Origin of the sequence: Litorimonas taeanensis (assembly GCF_003634015.1) — a bacterium.
Taxonomy (GTDB): Bacteria; Pseudomonadota; Alphaproteobacteria; order Caulobacterales; family Maricaulaceae; genus Litorimonas; species Litorimonas taeanensis.
The window spans coordinates 262,434-278,588 of record NZ_RBII01000001.1; the positions used below are offsets into that span (position 1 = coordinate 262,434).

General features: G+C 48.0%; 19 protein-coding genes. 6 read left to right on the forward strand and 13 right to left on the reverse strand.

Annotated elements, in window-relative coordinates; all coding sequences use genetic code 11:
• Positions 1–31 precede the first annotated feature (31 nt).
• Complete coding sequence (locus DES40_RS01255) at positions 32–598, forward strand: type 1 glutamine amidotransferase domain-containing protein (protein WP_121098764.1); 567 nt, start codon at positions 32–34, stop codon at positions 596–598.
• Positions 599–673: 75 nt separating this feature from the next.
• On the opposite strand, the gene DES40_RS01260 is transcribed toward DES40_RS01255, so the two are convergent.
• From DES40_RS01260 to trmD, 6 genes are all read right to left on the reverse strand, one after another.
• Complete coding sequence (locus DES40_RS01260) at positions 674–1,762, reverse strand: transporter family protein (RefSeq protein ID WP_121098765.1); 1,089 nt, start codon at positions 1,760–1,762, stop codon at positions 674–676.
• A gap of 85 nt (positions 1,763–1,847) precedes the next feature.
• Positions 1,848–2,246: a hypothetical protein gene (locus tag DES40_RS01265; protein ID WP_121098766.1), complete on the reverse strand. Its 399-nt coding sequence runs from the start codon at positions 2,244–2,246 to the stop codon at positions 1,848–1,850.
• Positions 2,247–2,318: 72 nt separating this feature from the next.
• Positions 2,319–2,993 (reverse strand): DUF2959 family protein, encoded by a 675-nt coding sequence (locus DES40_RS01270; RefSeq protein WP_233345334.1) that lies wholly within the window; start codon positions 2,991–2,993, stop codon positions 2,319–2,321.
• Between the two features lie 76 nt (positions 2,994–3,069).
• Entirely contained in the window at positions 3,070–4,089 is a 1,020-nt protein-coding gene (locus DES40_RS01275; protein ID WP_121098768.1) for a serine hydrolase domain-containing protein, read from the reverse strand.
• A gap of 113 nt (positions 4,090–4,202) precedes the next feature.
• Positions 4,203–4,598: a 50S ribosomal protein L19 gene (rplS, locus tag DES40_RS01280; protein ID WP_121098769.1), complete on the reverse strand. Its 396-nt coding sequence runs from the start codon at positions 4,596–4,598 to the stop codon at positions 4,203–4,205.
• Positions 4,585–5,322, reverse strand: a complete 738-nt coding sequence (gene trmD / locus DES40_RS01285) for a tRNA (guanosine(37)-N1)-methyltransferase TrmD (RefSeq protein WP_121098770.1) — start codon at positions 5,320–5,322, stop codon at positions 4,585–4,587. The genes rplS and trmD overlap by 14 nt, the downstream gene beginning before the upstream one ends.
• 104 nt (positions 5,323–5,426) lie before the next feature.
• On the opposite strand from trmD, the gene DES40_RS01290 reads away from it, so the two are divergent.
• Complete coding sequence (locus DES40_RS01290) at positions 5,427–5,939, forward strand: hypothetical protein (RefSeq protein ID WP_121098771.1); 513 nt, start codon at positions 5,427–5,429, stop codon at positions 5,937–5,939.
• A gap of 37 nt (positions 5,940–5,976) precedes the next feature.
• Here the strand turns inward: DES40_RS01290 and DES40_RS01295 are convergent, their stop codons facing one another.
• Together DES40_RS01295 and DES40_RS01300 are read right to left on the reverse strand one after the other, a co-directional pair.
• Positions 5,977–6,840, reverse strand: a complete 864-nt coding sequence (locus tag DES40_RS01295) for a hypothetical protein (protein ID WP_121098772.1) — start codon at positions 6,838–6,840, stop codon at positions 5,977–5,979.
• Between the two features lie 106 nt (positions 6,841–6,946).
• Positions 6,947–8,839 (reverse strand): ABC-F family ATP-binding cassette domain-containing protein, encoded by a 1,893-nt coding sequence (locus DES40_RS01300; protein ID WP_121098773.1) that lies wholly within the window; start codon positions 8,837–8,839, stop codon positions 6,947–6,949.
• 107 nt (positions 8,840–8,946) lie between these two features.
• On the opposite strand from DES40_RS01300, the gene ndk reads away from it, so the two are divergent.
• A complete protein-coding gene (ndk, locus tag DES40_RS01305) occupies positions 8,947–9,369 on the forward strand; it encodes a nucleoside-diphosphate kinase (protein ID WP_121098774.1) in 423 nt (140 codons plus the stop codon).
• A 75-nt stretch (positions 9,370–9,444) separates the two neighbouring features.
• Here ndk and DES40_RS01310 read toward each other — a convergent pair whose 3' ends face one another.
• From DES40_RS01310 to purM, 3 genes are all read right to left on the reverse strand, one after another.
• Positions 9,445–10,893 carry a vWA domain-containing protein gene (locus DES40_RS01310; RefSeq protein WP_121098775.1) on the reverse strand — a complete coding sequence of 483 codons (1,449 nt, stop codon included), beginning with the start codon at positions 10,891–10,893 and terminating at the stop codon, positions 9,445–9,447.
• Positions 10,894–11,049: 156 nt separating this feature from the next.
• Complete coding sequence (gene purN, locus DES40_RS01315) at positions 11,050–11,652, reverse strand: phosphoribosylglycinamide formyltransferase (RefSeq protein ID WP_233345336.1); 603 nt, start codon at positions 11,650–11,652, stop codon at positions 11,050–11,052.
• Complete coding sequence (gene purM / locus DES40_RS01320) at positions 11,649–12,677, reverse strand: phosphoribosylformylglycinamidine cyclo-ligase (protein ID WP_121098776.1); 1,029 nt, start codon at positions 12,675–12,677, stop codon at positions 11,649–11,651. Before purM ends, purN begins: the two co-directional genes overlap by 4 nt.
• Before the next feature lie 154 nt (positions 12,678–12,831).
• On the opposite strand from purM, the gene DES40_RS01325 reads away from it, so the two are divergent.
• The gene (locus tag DES40_RS01325) at positions 12,832–13,887 is read left to right on the forward strand and encodes a carbohydrate kinase family protein (RefSeq protein WP_121098777.1); all 1,056 of its coding nucleotides are present in this window, start codon (positions 12,832–12,834) and stop codon (positions 13,885–13,887) included.
• A gap of 14 nt (positions 13,888–13,901) precedes the next feature.
• Positions 13,902–14,528 carry a P-loop NTPase family protein gene (locus DES40_RS01330; RefSeq protein WP_121098778.1) on the forward strand — a complete coding sequence of 209 codons (627 nt, stop codon included), beginning with the start codon at positions 13,902–13,904 and terminating at the stop codon, positions 14,526–14,528.
• On the opposite strand, the gene DES40_RS01335 is transcribed toward DES40_RS01330, so the two are convergent.
• A complete protein-coding gene (locus DES40_RS01335) occupies positions 14,493–15,233 on the reverse strand; it encodes an SDR family NAD(P)-dependent oxidoreductase (RefSeq protein ID WP_233345338.1) in 741 nt (246 codons plus the stop codon). The genes DES40_RS01330 and DES40_RS01335 overlap by 36 nt on opposite strands.
• A 71-nt stretch (positions 15,234–15,304) precedes the next feature.
• Positions 15,305–15,454 carry a DUF2256 domain-containing protein gene (locus DES40_RS01340; RefSeq protein ID WP_121098779.1) on the reverse strand — a complete coding sequence of 50 codons (150 nt, stop codon included), beginning with the start codon at positions 15,452–15,454 and terminating at the stop codon, positions 15,305–15,307.
• A gap of 61 nt (positions 15,455–15,515) precedes the next feature.
• Between DES40_RS01340 and DES40_RS01345 the strand changes: the two genes are divergently transcribed.
• A complete protein-coding gene (locus DES40_RS01345; RefSeq protein ID WP_121098780.1) occupies positions 15,516–16,058 on the forward strand; it encodes a DUF4287 domain-containing protein in 543 nt (180 codons plus the stop codon).
• Positions 16,059–16,155 lie beyond the last annotated feature (97 nt).

Here is a 16,155-nt window from a genome sequence, read left to right on the forward strand (position 1 = left end):
CCGCGGTTTCCAGACTATTTTGGAGACAATTATGACTGAGTTAAATAAATCAAAAGTCCTGTTTCTTGCGACCAATGGATTTCAAGAGGATGAACTCTTTTCACCTAGAGAAGCGCTTATGGAGGCCGGAGCAACGGTAGAGCTTGCTTCCCTAGAGCTTGATGAGATTTCAGCTGGTGAAAGCGATAGCCGCAAAATCAAGCCAGATATGTTGGTAAAAGATGTGAGCGCCAAAGATTATAATGCGCTTGTCATTCCGGGCGGTCTTGCCAACCCAGATACGCTACGTGTGAATAATGAAGTGAAATCTCTGGTTCGAGAATTCGCCGAAGACGGTAAAATTATTGCCTCAATTTGTCATGGCCCTTGGGTGCTTATCAGTTCAGACCTTGTGAAAGGCCGTGAAATGACGAGCTATCCAACGATCAAAGATGACTTAGTCAATGCAGGTGCAAATTACGTCGATAAAGAAGTCGCGGTCGATAATGGTATTATTACCAGCCGTTCGCCAAATGATTTGAAGGCCTTTAACGCCAAAATCATTGAGGAAATCAAAGAGGGTCGCCATGACCGTCATATTTCTCATAAAGCCGCATAAACGCGGTCTTTGAAAAACCACTTTCCTCCGAAACCCGGCCTTAACAGGCCGGGTTTTTTATTGAAATCGCCAAGCTTAAAACGCTTTCTGCCATCCCAAAGTGACCGTGCTATCTGTCTCTAATTGCGGGCCATTGAGATTGCGGTAAACGGGTAGGCCGACTTCGAGGGCAAGACGATGTCCGCGAAGCGCTCCAGTCTGCCCAGCCAGATTAACGCCGAAGAGAGCCTCTACCTGTTCCCCGCCATGATTAAATGGGTCGGCTGTTTGCACGGGTGCGACAATCGCCGAGTCTTGCCCCGAGATAGCGCGCTGCGCCGTCGCTTTGATACGGCCAGAAAAGGATAACCAATATGCCGGTTCATAAGAGACCCAGGCCGTACCCTGTAATTGATTGCCTTTACGGTAACCTTCGTCATTTTTGCCAAGCGGTAAGCGTAGCGAGGTCTGTCCGCCCCAACCAACTTTACCAGAACGGTCAAAATAGGTGACATTGGATTTAAGGTCATAAGTGCCTGTCCCCAACTGCATTGGATAAGGCAGGCGTACAGTTGGCGTCATGCCCATCGGTGTCAAAATATCATCTGTTTCCTCAATTGACCCTGTTGGAAGGCTAAGACCCAGATTAAGGTTTATTTGACGTGACGTTTTTGAGCCATCATCCAGACCGATTATTGCGCCAATCGTGCTGTCACCAAAACCTTTTGATTTGGTTGTAAACTCGCCCAGAACATTGGTGCCCATACCCCCTTGGAATGTGGTGTGGTCCATATCATTTTTTAGATATGACGTCATGCCCATCAAAGTGATACGGTCAGACAGGCCATACATGGCGCCTACCATATGCATGTCCATCTTCATGTTTTCCGGTACAACGCGCAGCGTTGGTGGCTGCATGGGTTGTCCAAAGAATGGGTTGGCGATAGTGGTCGCAATTGTTTCTGACGAGAGGCTATTTGTGCCGTCTCGATTGCCGTCCATATCCATGGTCATATATCGATAAGACACCATGAACTCGCCTTTTTTATGGCGATGATCGGCCATCACACCAATCGGCGCGTGATCCATTGCGTGGGGGGCTGTGCTGTCCATTTCATGGGCAGAAACAGCAAAGGGTGTAGACAACAGACAAGCTGCGCCCAAGAGAAGGGATAATTTTTTCATTTTAAAGACTTTCAGTAATTCAAAAGGAGCCAAAGCTCAGAGATATGAGACCAAGGCAAATTGGGCCGTGAGGCGAGAATATGAATTAGAGAAAAATAGGCGGGGCACGTCCACCAAGGGGCGGGCCTGTGGCGTCATAAATAAGTCCCACATTATTGATGGGCCAATGGCGAACTGTGTCTGGAAACCGTGTGGTCTCGCTATAATATGAAGGGCCGTTTGGCAGTCCTGAATTTAGCAGAATACAATTGGAACAATGTTCAATTTGACGGTCGGTTTTATCCTTATCGATTTCACCAATTGCCGTCAGGAACTCGACTAGTTTTTCATCAGCTTTAACGGTTTGTGTTTGGCCTGATGGGTTGCATAAAAATCGAGAGAGGTCTTCCTCGCTTGCCGCCGCAGCCCATGGCATGGCCATAGGCACTAAGGTCAACAGGGCAATAAAGGCTCTGAAAAACATATGTAAACGGGCTGCAAACACGCCTGCGGATTTAGGGATGTTCAGCCGTTTTGGCTAGCCCCATTATGTCGCACTGTCGTCGCGATGCAGTCTTTAACCATTCATCTCTTGGATAAAGGCATCAGCCGCTGAAATAGATTGTTCCATATCCGCAATAAGGCGGGCGACATCAGATTCTAGGGTTGCCGTTTCTGTATCAATAGCGGATATCGCGCGGGCGTTTAAATTATGTTTTAAATATAAGACACGATCCTTGAAGACAGACAGAACAGGGTCCATCGAAGCGGTGGCGGCATCCATTTTATCTGCAAGGATTTCATAGCGGTCTTGTGTATCACGCAATTGCTGCTCTGACGCTCGCCGTAATCCAGCGTCGCTATATTGGCCAAGCTCACTTTCCCATTCTTTGAAGAGGTCGCGGGCCACCTTTTTAACGGCTTCGACGCGGGAGCGGGCTTTATCCGCTTGTGAATCCGCGCGGTCATAGGCTTTGCTCATATCATCATAGGCGTCTTCCAACGCGCCGCCATCAACAGCGACGATAGCGCGAAAGGCTGTCAGAGCATCGACAAATTCTTCTTTGGCATCGGCTTGTGATTCTGCGGCAGAGGCAACGCGGTCGACCAGAATGTCACGTTTTTCAATCCCAAAGCGTTCTTGGATGTTATAGGCCGCCGTTGCGCAGCCAGTGGTCATTGTAGGCAGTATGCATAAAGCAACGCAGCCCATAAGAGTTCGGCTTATAGTTTTGAAAGTGTGGGTCATCATCGTCTCTGCATATCGCGTTTGAGTCTAAAGTCAGAGGTAATTTACAGGAATAATCACGGCAGACTAGTGGGAAATATTAGCTGCGCTTTTTCAATATTTTGATGATTCTGTCATAGATGATTTTGGTCAGAATTATCGTGTCATCGCCTGTTGTATTTACGAATTGGATGACGACAGTGTCGATGTCTTTAAAATAGTGAGCGCGGCTGGAATGGCCCAGTACCCAACCCGTATGTTCATATTCATATAAAGATGAATAAAGGGCCTGTTCTGTATCCGTGAAAAGAGTGCCATCATTCAGCGCCCTAAGGAAAATACCGACATCTTGCGCTGTTGCTACATAGCCTTGTTCAAGCGTTTTGAAATCTGTCTCATGCCCAATGTGGTATCCACTCATGAGGCGGTCTAAATCCACATCATTGACTGAGAAAAATGTCTGAGTGAGGTTTAGCGGGTCTAATATTTGAGCTTGAATATACTGCGTGTGGTCATAGCCCAAAACGCTGTCCATTATCTTGCCCAATAAAAGATAGTTCGTATTGGAATAGCGATAGTCACTATCAGGTTTGAAATCCGCGGGGGAATCCAAGACCATGTCTAAGGCATCAAGAGACTGCGTAGCCCAATCAAAATCTTTGTGATCGGTAAAATTGGGAATGCCGCTACGGTGCTGCACAAGCATGCGCAAGGTGATTTCATCGGCATAGGCAATACGCGCCGCTAAATCAGGTAAGTAATGGGCGAGGGTCTCATCAAGTGCTAACTCACCGCTTGCGACGAGTTTCGCCGTGGCCGAGGCTTTATATAATTTACCAATACTGGCGATTTTAAACAAAGCATTGGGAGATGCGGGGCGCAGAGCCTCTCTATCATGCCAGCCACTGGCATAAAGCTCTGGGGCATTTTCGGCTTTTTGAATATAAACGATGATACCGTCTATGCCTTGGTCAACGGCATCGTCTACTTGTTCTTGAACCGTTGCGGGAAGAGGGGAGAGAGAATACAGGGCCTCTTGCCACGGGGAGAATATCAAAATGGCGCTTATCGTTACGATAGCGGCGGTTAGTCTTAATATGAATGTGACTTTCTTTTTCATAACGCCCCGATTTTAAGAAGAACTTTAAAGGGCGATAGGAAAATAACAATATTCGGCTATAAAAAAACCGCCCTTGGGTAAGGGCGGTTTTGAAATTCAATTTTGCGAAACGCTTATTTAACAGCGCGGCCTTTTGACATGCCGCGACCTGTCGTCCGCTCTTTAATACGGGCTGATTTACCACGACGCTCACGTAGGAAGTAAAGCTTGGCGCGACGCACGCGGCCACGACGTTTGACTTCGATTTCTTCGACAAGCGGAGAATAAAGTGGGAATACGCGCTCTACGCCTTCACCATAGCTGATTTTGCGAACTGTGAAGCTCTCGTCAATACCAGCGCCAGAACGGGCAATACAAACACCTTCAAAGGCTTGCAAACGTGTGCGCGTACCTTCGGTAATACGAACCTGAACAACCAATGTATCACCGGCAGAAAAATCAGGGATAACTTTGCCGTCAGCCAAAAGGCGTTCTGTTTCGGCTTTATTTAGTTTTTCAATCACGTTCATGATCGTCTCCTTTTTGGTACGCTTCCCATAAATCGGGTCGACGTGCCTTTGTAATCTCTATCTGTTTTTGATGCCGCCATTCTGCGATCTTACCGTGATCGCCGCTTAACAACACCTCCGGGATTGCCCGGTCATTCCACTCACGAGGTTTGGTATAGAGAGGGTACTCTAGCAAACCCGTTTCAAAACTCTCATCTTCTGTGCTTTCCAGCTTGCCCAGAACACCGGGAAGCAATCGAACACACGCTTCGATCATGGCTTGCGCCGCAACCTCACCACCAGCCAAAACAAAGTCACCGATGGAAATCTCTTCCATTTGGTGGGCTTCGATTACCCGTTGGTCGAGCCCTTCAAACCGTCCGCAAAACACAATAAGACCCGGGCCAGAGGAAAGCTCCCTAACGCGCTCTTGCGTCAATGGCTTGCCCCGGGGGGTCAAATATATAAGCGGTCGGCCATTTCGGGCCACACTGTTGATTGCTGCATCCGCCACATCTGGTTTTAAAACCATGCCGGGGCCGCCACCCGCAGGGGTGTCATCGACAGTGCGGTGTCTATTAGTGGAAAATTTTCGAATGTCCACAGTCTCTAACTGCCAAATCGAGCTTTTTTCAGCACTTCCAATGATAGAAGCGCCTAAAACGCCCGGAAAAGCGTCAGGAAACAAGGTCAATGCCGTGGCTTGCCACGGTTTCGGGCCTGAATTTTCAAATTTCGGCGTCATGGAGGGCGTTTACACAGTCTTTGCCAAGAAGAACAGCGCGAAACCTACAGTTCCGCAGGACTATGGTTAATACAGTGTAAAGTCTTTGCGCCGACATTGTCATTATGATTCGACCTTGTTTTTATTCTGGCTTTCTAGCTTTCGGTGCTATTTTAGCCTTATCCGCCTGTGCGGGCCGTGGCGGCCCCAATATTGGGCAAGGATATAACGCCTATCCCTATCAATATACGCCTCAACCCGGGCAAGGACAGTATGTTCGTCCGGCCTATTTAAACCCTACACCCACGCCGCGTATTCCAAGAACGGATCTTTGTCAGTCCCAGCTTTATCAAGGCTTAGTCGGGCAAAATGAAGGCGCGATATATATTGCCGGTTTGCCCGGGCGCAAACGGGTTCTGAAGCCCGGTTTTCTAGAGGACTTTGACGGCACGCGAATCGAAGGTCTGGATGCCGAGCCCCCCTTTATCGAAGTCAGGGACTATCTCCCGCAACAAGTTCTCTATGCGCCGTCAATTCGAACAGTTGATGACCGCTTGCAGCTTGGCCCTGACGATGACACGCGGTTGACGATCGAGCTTGATGAAGAGGGTTATGTTCAGCAAATAAGCTGCGGCTAAGAGCTGGGTGAAAACTTTGGTGTGAAGGCCAAAAATCTTAGACCGCTTTTTTATGAACAGATAATCTGTGCGACCGTCGCCGCGATTCATTCAGATATAATTTTAAGATCGAAATTTCGGCTTCGAAGTCTTTCAAATGGGCACAGGCCCGACGGATACGTTTGCGCAGCCTAGTAGGCAGAATACAGCCATAACTCGCAATGATATATTCAGGGGAACGGCTTTGGCACAATAATCCGAGGCACGTGCTGAATATCAAAATATCCTGAGACTTTTTCACAGATAAAAGCGGTTTTTTTGTGCCTTCTGTTAAAATATTTGGCAATTGTTCCGCCACTGATAACAGAGTGAAGCCCTGACCACTAAAAGCGGCGGTAGCTAATATACGGGCGGCTTTTTTGGCAGGGTCAATTTGGACTGGCAAATTTAACGCCATCAATCGAATTTCGGATAGGCGCATTAACATATGGGCGGCAAAAGCGCCGGGCTTTCGGCAATCTGCTTCTGAATAGGGTATGACCGGCCGGCCGAATTTATCCACCCAGAAACTATGCAGGGCTGTGGCTTTGTCGGTGGCCCTGTTGACGGGTGTGAAACTGGTTTTATGCAGGTTGGAGTTTTGGTTTTGGCTTTGAATTGGGCGGATTTGAATGGACCAATTTTCCATGCCGCATTCTTGTTTTAAGCGCGTGAATTGATCTGTCGCCCAATAGCTGAGTGAATGTGGCAGGCTGTCTTCATATAGGCTGGTATTTAAAAGCGCATAAGGGCGAAGAGGTGAGGGGACGGGCGGCGTTATCGGCGCTCCGTAATGCTGCGTAACTTTGCTCAAGACTGATATAAGATCGGTAGCTTCGACCTCTTTCAGTAAACGCTTTTTGCCAAGTCCCTCACTTAACATTCAATATCCCTTTAAAATCGTCTCACAAACTTCGCTAAGATCAGCGTCTAGGATGGGGGAACGACTCTAGGACAAGCGGAAATAGCCCGATTAAAGACCGCGAATTTCACGAATCTTCTAACCCGATTTCCGTTTTGGCTATCTCATACGCTTCGAGCGCGGTTAGCCATTTGCCCTCAAGGAGTTCCACATCCTTTGATAGAGATGCTCTATCTTGCGCGAGTCGAATAGCCATTTCTGGGTCCGTGGTAAACAAATCTTCAATAGATAACGCTTTATCTGTGGCGACAATTTTACGTTGAATTTTATCTATTTGATTTTCAAGGGCTTGGGCCTTTTTCTTCAAGGGAGCAATCTCAGCACGGGCCTCTGCGCGGCGCTTTCTGTCCAATTTTTTAATATCGCCATCACCGTCCGAAGACTTAGAGGTTTTCTTTTCTTTTTCTAATTGTAGGGCGCGGTAATCCTCTAAAGAGCCTTCATAGGTGGTGACGCGACCTTTATCGACAAGCCACAAACGGTCCACGACCATCTCTAGTAATGAACGGTCATGAGAGATTAGCAATACCGCCCCTGAGTAATTATTGAGCGAGCGCATGAGTTCTGCTCGGCTATCAATATCCAGATTGTTCGTCGGTTCGTCCAATACCAATAAATGCGGATTGTGAAAGCCAATCAAAGAAAAGAGCAGCCTCGCTTTTTCTCCACCAGATAAATCTCCTGCTTTGGTCTCTGATTTCTCAAACCCAAGGCCAAAAGAGGCCAGTCTGGCCCGCCTTTGCGCTTCTGTGGCCTCGGGCATTAGCTCTACGACGTGATCATAGGCGGATTTATTGGGATTGAGGGCGTCGACTTGATGTTGCGCGAAATAGCCAATTTCGAGCTTTTTATGCCGTTTAATAAAGCCTTGTTGAGCGTCTAATTGGCCCATAATCGCTTTGGCAAAGGTTGATTTCCCTTGGCCGTTTTTTCCCAATAAACCAATGCGGTCATCAGGATCTATTCTTTGGTTGAGTTGCCGTAATATAGTGGTGTCACCATAACCGAGGCTGACATCGTCAAAGCGTATAATCGGCGGAGAGAGGCTCCGTTCGGGGCCGGGCAGATGAATAGGCGCGATTGGGTCGCTTATAATAGTGGCGACGGGCTTCATTTTTTCCAGACGCTTCATACGGCTTTGGGCTTGTTTAGCCTTTGAGGCTTGAGCTTTGTAGCGCGTGACAAAATTCTCTAAGGCGCGGCGTTCGTCTTCTTGCTTGGCCATAAGAGACATGTTGAGACGATTTTGTTCGGCCAACTGGGCCTCAAATTGATCATAACCGCCAGTATAGGAAAAAAGTTTTCCACCCCGCAAATGCGCAATATGGGTTACAGCTCGATTTAAAAAATCTCGGTCATGGGAGATGATAAAGGCGGTTCCTGGATAGCTCCGTACATGAGACTCCAGCCAGACTGCCCCTTCGACATCCAGATAGTTTGTCGGTTCGTCCAAAAGCAGCATATCGGGTTTTGCGAACAGCATAGCGGCGAGGGCAACCCGCATTCTCCATCCTCCAGAAAAATCTGAACAAGGCCGTAATTGATCCGCGCCATCAAACCCCAACCCTGATAAAATGGCCCCTGCGCGGGCCTCGGCGGAATAGGCCTCTATATCCGACAAGCGTGTATGAATGGCGGCGATGCGGTTGGGATCCGTTGCTGTTTCAGCCTCAGAAAGTAATGCTTTACGTTCTTTATCAGCGGATAGCACCGTTTCTATCAAGCTTTGAGGGCCACTTGGCACTTCTTGATCGACAACGCCTAGCTTCATGTTCTTACGCAAAGAAATAGAGCCGTCATCAAGGCTAATTTCGCCTTTAATCAAGCGAAAAAGTGTTGATTTACCTGTCCCGTTTCGGCCGACTAAACCAACCTTAGAACCTTCATTGATGGCAAGGGTAGCTTGTTGGAAGAGCGGGCGGCCTTCGATGCGGTAAGTGAGATCGTTTATATGAAGCATAATCAGTATAAGAGTTTTTCGTCGCTTACAGCTAACACGGCTTTACTTACAGGCCAACGCGCATTAACGGGTGCGCCAAATTCTTTTTGTTTTAAGAGGAGCCCGACATGGCTATCCAACGTACATTTTCAATCATCAAGCCTGATGCTACAAAACGTAACATTACAGGTAAAGTAAACGCGAAGATCGAAGAAGCGGGTCTACGCATTATTGCGCAAAAGCGTATTCAGTTAACGAAAGAGCAAGCTGGCGGTTTTTACGCCGTGCATAAAGAGCGTCCTTTCTATAACGACCTTGTGTCATTCATGATGTCTGGCCCTGTTGTTGTTCAAGTCCTTGAAGGCGAAAACGCAATCGCAAAATACCGCGAAGTAATGGGTGCGACGAACCCAAGCGAAGCGGCGGCGGGTACTATCCGCGCTGAATTTGCTGAAAGCATTGATGCGAACACAGTTCACGGTTCTGATGCCCCTGAAACTGCGGCAGAAGAAATTCCATTCTTCTTCTCTGAAGACGAGATTGTTGGTTAATTCGACAAATTTTGACAAATAAAAAGCCGGGTCAAATGACCCGGCTTTTTTTATGCGGTTTTCAGGCTGTACTCTTTAATCTGAGATCCGAATAGTCTCAGCAATAATTTTTTGCCCGATATTATCAAACGCAGAGGTCAATTCCTGCGCATTTTCCGCCGGAATGAATTCTCCGCCTGTACTTGTGGCGCAGGCCTCTAGCAATTGATAAGCACGGTCTGTCGTTTCCTGAGGAATATCGACATGATAGCCATCATAAATAGCTGTCGTATTATCAAACCAATTTTCATAGATTCCATCGCGTCTGTGATAACGTCCAGCCTCTAGACCATATCCAATTGTATACACTTTTGCACCCATATTGGCGAATTTTGTACATTCTTGTAGGGTCTTGTCATCATATGAAGAGATAGGTGTGCATTCCTGTTCAGTTTCTTCACCCGCTGCAACGCTTACGAGGCTCCAGCTACGTCCCGGACGATAGTAAGAGTGGCTAACTTCAGTTTTGTAGCTCCAGCTCCAATAATCAAAATAACGTCTTTGCCAGTGATTATGTGCTGGTACATCTACCGTCACACATTCTTGATCTGTGGTGTCATTAACGCCATCCGTCATCAAGATTACGAATTTTAATGGATCATCAGCTCCATTCTCAGCTTCATGGATGGGGCCTTCATCTTCCATGTCTTTTCTGGCTTCTTTCATCGCAGCGTATGAATTTGTTCCGCCCAATTTTCTAAGCTGCATTAACTTGCTAAGATTTGACGTTGAAAGCGCGCCCCATGTTAAAGGCTCTGACTCCAAAGACAGGTAGTCACTATTGTAAACATAGAGACCCGTACGAAGATATCGCACGCTCGTATCTTTGTCTTGGATAGCCTTCAGGTCATCCATGAAACCTTTAGCGGCGTCTTTCAAAGAATCATTTCGCGCCATGGCCCCTGGCGTGGTTGAGCGCCATTCATTGTGATCATTGTTAGGGTTCGTATCGAGTGTGTCATCCCATGCCATTGACCCTGAACCATCCAACACCAATGCAACGCTGGCTGGGTCGGTAAATTTGGTCTCATCATATTTTACTGTGGCTTTTGAGACAAAGGGAAGGCTGGTTTTACCCATCACCTGAGAGAATGACGGTTTTGTTGCCCCTGAGACAGTCGCCACTGACTGGCGATTTACATTGTCATATTCAACTTTGACAGTAACACCCGCAGCGCCGCCTGTGACCCAATTGGGGAATTCATAGCCGAGTTCACTGGCCGTATAGGTGCCAATGAGGCCTTCTGATTTATCTTTAGGAATTTCCCCGTCATGGTTTTTCACATAAATAGCGGCCGCTAAAGCGCTGGCATCTGCGATGGATTGAGACTTCATGTCAGCATTTGACACGACAGAATAATCCAATGCGGAACCTACAACAGCGATCATAACAGTCATACTTACCGCTACAGCAATGGCGATTTGACCGTCTTCGTCTTTACGGTAGTTCAGTGTTGTTTTTTTTATTTTATCTATAAACTTCATATACTTTGCCCTTACCTTCTATCCATTGGCCCACCTGCCAACTTTAAAAGAGACACATTTGTGCAAGTATATTAGGCGACGCACCTTTATATGATGTTAGAGAAAAGGGTTAATTAGACCTTAAGCCAAGCATTTGGCTTTAGGGTTAAGACAACATTATTGCCGTGGTTGCTTTTGAAATTGCAAAGCCACAGCCTCTAATGCATCTGGGTACAGCGCCAATTCAACGGGTAAAAGTCTTTCGGCTAAGGTGTCGGCTGTGTCATGGGGCAAAATTTCAATGGATCGTTGGTCAATGACCTCTCCGCCATCAAGTTCGGCCGTAACCCAATGCACCGAAACGCCCGCATGTGTATCACCGGCCTCTATGGCGCGTTGATGTGTGTTCAGGCCTTTATATTTTGGCAAGAGCGAAGGGTGGATATTGATAAGACGGCCGTGCCATTGACTAACAAACCAAGGCGTTAAGATCCGCATAAACCCTGCACAGCAAATGATTTCGGGATCAAGGGCAAGGAGTTGAGCGTGTAAGGCTTGCTCGAAGGCTTTGCGGTTGTCGTAAAGCTTATGGTCAACAATGTCTGTGTTTAATCCTAGGGCCTTTGCGCGCTCTAGCCCTTTGGCATCGGGTCGGTTGGAAATGACACCAACGATTTCTGCAGGGTAATCCGTGGCTTGTGCGGCCTGTGCAATCGCGACCATATTTGAGCCGCGACCAGAAATCAGGATAGCTGTTCTGACTTTAGGAGATCGCATCATGAGGCGGGTTTAAGCGTTCCAATCGCCCAAGCCGTTTCGCCTGATGCTTCAAGCCGTGCCAATACAGTCTCTGCATCAGAGGGTTTGACGCAGTAAACAAGGCCGATGCCGCAATTAAAGGCGCGGCGCATTTCATCTTCGGCAATGCCGCCTGTTTCCTGCAACCAGTTAAACACGGCGGGGCGGGGCCAAGCCTTGAAATCAAATTCTGCTGCTAGGGTTTTGGGTAACATTCGCGGCGTATTATCCGTTAAACCGCCGCCGGTGATATGGGCTAATCCACTCACTAGGCCGTCACGTATAAGAGGCAGAGCGGATTTAATGTAAAGTTTTGTCGGTGCCATTAATGACGCACCCAAAGTTTGACCTTCTGCGAAAGGTGAGGGGGCATCCCACGCCAAACCAGAGCGCTCTACGACTTTGCGAATAAGCGAATAGCCATTGGAATGCGGCCCTGATGACGCGACGCCAATAAGAACATCACCTTCGGCCATGTCAGCATGACGAGGGAGCATCTGGTCGCGTTCGGCGGCGCCAACAACGAATCCTGCAAGATCAAAATCATCCCCTTCATACATGCCGGGCATTTCCGCGGTTTCGCCGCCAATAAGCGCGGCGCCCGCTTGGCGGCAACCTTCTGCAATACCGCTAATCACGGCTTTGGCGGCGTCAACATCCAGTCGCCCCGTTGCGAAATAGTCTAGGAAGAAGAGCGGTTCTGCACCGTTTGCCAAGACGTCATTGGCGCACATCGCCACGAGGTCAATGCCGACTGTGTCCAAGACGCCCGTATCTATGGCAATGCGTAACTTCGTACCAACGCCATCTGTGCCCGAAATTAGGACAGGGTCTTTGAATCCAGCGGCCTTTAAATCAAAGGCTCCGCCGAAGCCCCCAATAGAGCCATCCGCCCCTGCGCGCCGTGTGGATTTTACTAATGGCTTAATTGCATCGACAAGGCGGTCGCCTTCATCAATATTCACACCCGCATCGGCATAGCTGAGACCGGAAGATTTATCTGACATGATGAAGCCTTTTGCAATTTAAGCGCATAAAACGGATTCGCACCCGCGATACAAGGCGTTTAACCTATTCGAATGGGAAAAGACACCCAAAGACAGCCAAAGACAATGCAGAAGATGGCTTTTAAATTCTCGCAAAGCGCTGTATCGCTTTTGCATGATAAAATTTGTGACACGATTGGCGTTGGCGCCGTTTTTCTTGGTTTTGTTTTGGGGCTTGAGTGCTCAGGCAGCCGACCCCTTTACGGTTGTTGGCGTTTCCGTTGATGCGACGGGGCGTAGCGCGATTGAAGCGCAAACAAAAGCTATTCAAGACGGTCAAATGCGCGCGGCACAAGCGGTTCTTGAACGCCTGACACTTTCTAGTGAGCGCGAAGCCAAGTCTTTGCCAGCCTTAAACCAAGATACTGTCGCGCGTATGATACGGGCGCTAGAAATTGCTAATGAGAAACGCTCGGCCAATCGTTATTTGGGCGACATCACAGTCGCCTTTAACCCACGCGAAGTACAGGCATATCTGCAAGGCTTGGGCCTGAATATGGTGACCTCGCAATCCAGAAAGCGCGTTGTCTTGCCTTATTACCGCGGAGAGTTAGACCCACAAAGTGGTTGGTTCCGGGATTGGACGTCATCAAAATATGCTCATGCGCTGACGCCTATAGAAATTATTCCACAGGATAAATTTAACCTAGTCCCACGTAATGCGCAGACCCTTATGTCTATGACGCCGGGGGAGCTCGCCGATTTGGGCCGTACGCTGGGGGTGGAACAAATCCTCGTAACGGATGGTATTGATGGCTTTGCAGGCTTTGATGCTGCAACCGTTGATATTGCTTTGGACACGGGCGATCGCCGCGATATCCGCGTTGACAAATTTGCCTTGGGCGGGCTGACATATGCAGACGCAATTGTGCAGAACATGGAAGAAGAATGGAAACGCAATACGGTGACTTTGGCCTCTGACGCGGTCACTATCGCGGTATCCGTGCTTTATCGTTCACAAGCCGAATGGCAGACTTTGAAAGCCGCGATAGATAGCGCAGCACAAATCCAAGATGCGCGTCTTGATGCGATGTCCAAAGACGGCGCTTTGATGAGTGTAACTTATGCCGGGAATATGGATCGCCTTAAGCGGGAACTGGCTTTCAAAGGTGTTGATATTCGCCAAGATCCCAAGCTCGGTATGATTCTGACCCGCTCTGGTCGCCGTTAATTCAAGGCCCGATTATGGCCCAAATACCGCTCGACCTCGCGCCTATTGCGGCAACAGGTTTCGATAGTTTCATCATCACAGACACAAACCGTATCGCGGTTACGGCTCTGCGTGCTTGGCCAGATTGGCCTGCGCCGATCATGCTCCTCCTTGGCCCGTCTGGAACAGGCAAAACACATTTAGGCAAAGCGTGGAAAGATCTGAGCCACGGATTGCTGGCTGATGCGGCGGATGAAATGGAAGAGACTGCCTTGTTTGCACAAATGAACCAAGCTTTGAACGGCGAAGTGTCTGGCATGCTGCTGACCTCTGATAAACCAATCACAGAGTGGGGCACACAAATACCCGATTTGCGCTCACGTCTTAATAGCACACCTGTTATGGTCATGGATGATTATGACGACGACGTGTTAGAGCCCATACTGCGAAAATTATTCGAAGATAGGGGCCGCATTATCACCAAAGACTTGGTTGATTATATCCTTCGTTATCAAGACCGCGAAGTCGGGTCATTGCGGGCCTTGGTTCGTACTCTAGACGAAGCCGCCTTGGCTGAAAATGCAGATTTGACTAAATATTTCGCTGCACACTTCTTAGCGGGCCGCCTAGAACGGGATTTGTTTTCCGGCCCAATCGATTAAATGACCTGAATCACTCTGATCGGCTTTATCAATCACGTTGAGTAGTTTTAAGCTCGCATATTCGGGGGTAAATAATTTACCTTCTGCCACATTGGCCTGAAAAGGCTTGGATAAATTTGTATCGACGGTGCCTGGATGCAATCCAAGAATAATGGTGTCTTTGCTGCGTCGTCTCTGTTCGATGGCGAGTGTTTTAATCACCATATTAAGCGCGGCTTTTGAAGCTCGATAAGCATACCACCCACCAATGCCGTTGTCTGATATGCTGCCGACGCGTGCCGATAGGGCTGCAAATATTGTTTTTCTATCGCGCCGAAGCAGCGGAAGAAAATATTTCGCGGTCATGGCTGGCCCAATCGTGTTGACCCTAAAGTTCATTTCGAGACCTTCAAAAGTCAGTGAACGGTAGGTCTTCTCTGGGGTGATAGACGGGTTATGCAGAAAGCCAGTCGCGAGAATAATAAGGTCAAAGTCCCCATGCGCTTTTAACGCGGCTGATGTTTTCTCTAAGTCATCTTCCTTGGTAAAATCGAATACCATATTAACGACCTTATGAGATTTGTGCGGTTTGCCCTGACGTGACAGAGCATAAATCTGAGCGACTTGGTCAGAGGCAGATAGGTGATCTATTAAGGCTGTACCGATGCCACCATTTGCCCCGATAATAATAACGCGAAGTTCCTCACCCATCGTTGGTATAATCATATTTTACTCCGCAAGAGAGGGTTAAGGTTTAGGTTTCATGGGGAGATTGCATGAAGACTAGTCCATGAAGGCTAGTCGGTGAGTCTTTTGCTCTGTGTTTTACATCGCACGGAACAATAACGCACTTCATCCCAGTTTCGTTCCCACTTCTTGCGCCATGTGAAGGGCCGTTCGCATGTTTTACAAATTTTTGTGGGAAGGTGAGATTTCGCATGCGCCATAAAATCACATATATAACTTATTGGGGTTTCACTCTATAAAAAGAAAAATCAGGAGACTAGCATGGCATCACCCGAACAACATTTAGAGACTATGCTCTCTAATATTCCTGAAAAAACAGGGAAAACTTTGGCAGACTGGTTGGCGCTAGTGGAGAAAGAGGGCCTGAAGAAACACGTGAAAATCATGAACTTTCTAAAGAAAGAACATGGTTTAACACATGGTTATGCGAATCTGATTTCGACGAAAGCCCGTGATAAAGGGGAACCTATTGACCTTGTGGCTGTGCAATATTCGGGCGTAAAGGCGGGATTGAAACCTATCTATGACACAATCATGGCTTTCGCGGAAACGCTGGGTGAGGATGTCGAAGTTTCGCCCAAGAAAGCAGGCGTCAGCTTACGCAGAAAAAAGCAATTTGCTTTGATTACGCCCGCGACCAAATCTCGAATTGACCTGGGCCTCGCCTTGACAGGGGAACCCATAGAAGGGCGCCTCGAAGGCTATAACGCCATGTGTAGCCATCGAATCCGTTTAGAGACAGTCGAGCAATTTGATGATCAGGTTCGCGCCTGGTTGACGGAATCTTATTCGCGCTGTGGCTAGTTGTTTTTGTGTCACTTGCGGTGGATATTGGATGAGGCTTGATTATTTGCGCAGAATAACAAAATAGACCTTGGTGCTTGGGGAGGATGTATGAAAT

Excerpts from the sequence above, each read along its gene's own strand:
- DES40_RS01335 (WP_233345338.1), bottom strand. The coding sequence starts at position 15,233 with ATGATTATACCAACGATGGGTGAGGAACTTCGCGTTATTATTATCGGG.
- rplS (WP_121098769.1), bottom strand. The coding sequence starts at position 4,598 with ATGAACGTGATTGAAAAACTAAATAAAGCCGAAACAGAACGCCTTTTG.
- purM (WP_121098776.1), bottom strand. The coding sequence starts at position 12,677 with ATGTCAGATAAATCTTCCGGTCTCAGCTATGCCGATGCGGGTGTGAAT.
- DES40_RS01270 (WP_233345334.1), bottom strand. The coding sequence starts at position 2,993 with ATGATGACCCACACTTTCAAAACTATAAGCCGAACTCTTATGGGCTGC.
- DES40_RS01300 (WP_121098773.1), bottom strand. The coding sequence starts at position 8,839 with ATGCTTCATATAAACGATCTCACTTACCGCATCGAAGGCCGCCCGCTC.
- DES40_RS01345 (WP_121098780.1), top strand. The coding sequence starts at position 15,516 with ATGGCATCACCCGAACAACATTTAGAGACTATGCTCTCTAATATTCCT.
- DES40_RS01255 (WP_121098764.1), top strand. The coding sequence starts at position 32 with ATGACTGAGTTAAATAAATCAAAAGTCCTGTTTCTTGCGACCAATGGA.
- purN (WP_233345336.1), bottom strand. The coding sequence starts at position 11,652 with ATGATGCGATCTCCTAAAGTCAGAACAGCTATCCTGATTTCTGGTCGC.
- DES40_RS01330 (WP_121098778.1), top strand. The coding sequence starts at position 13,902 with ATGGCCCAAATACCGCTCGACCTCGCGCCTATTGCGGCAACAGGTTTC.
- DES40_RS01310 (WP_121098775.1), bottom strand. The coding sequence starts at position 10,893 with ATGAAGTTTATAGATAAAATAAAAAAAACAACACTGAACTACCGTAAA.
- DES40_RS01260 (WP_121098765.1), bottom strand. The coding sequence starts at position 1,762 with ATGAAAAAATTATCCCTTCTCTTGGGCGCAGCTTGTCTGTTGTCTACA.
- DES40_RS01340 (WP_121098779.1), bottom strand. The coding sequence starts at position 15,454 with ATGGCGCATGCGAAATCTCACCTTCCCACAAAAATTTGTAAAACATGC.
- DES40_RS01295 (WP_121098772.1), bottom strand. The coding sequence starts at position 6,840 with ATGTTAAGTGAGGGACTTGGCAAAAAGCGTTTACTGAAAGAGGTCGAA.
- trmD (WP_121098770.1), bottom strand. The coding sequence starts at position 5,322 with ATGACGCCGAAATTTGAAAATTCAGGCCCGAAACCGTGGCAAGCCACG.
- DES40_RS01290 (WP_121098771.1), top strand. The coding sequence starts at position 5,427 with ATGATTCGACCTTGTTTTTATTCTGGCTTTCTAGCTTTCGGTGCTATT.
- DES40_RS01325 (WP_121098777.1), top strand. The coding sequence starts at position 12,832 with ATGATAAAATTTGTGACACGATTGGCGTTGGCGCCGTTTTTCTTGGTT.
- ndk (WP_121098774.1), top strand. The coding sequence starts at position 8,947 with ATGGCTATCCAACGTACATTTTCAATCATCAAGCCTGATGCTACAAAA.
- DES40_RS01275 (WP_121098768.1), bottom strand. The coding sequence starts at position 4,089 with ATGAAAAAGAAAGTCACATTCATATTAAGACTAACCGCCGCTATCGTA.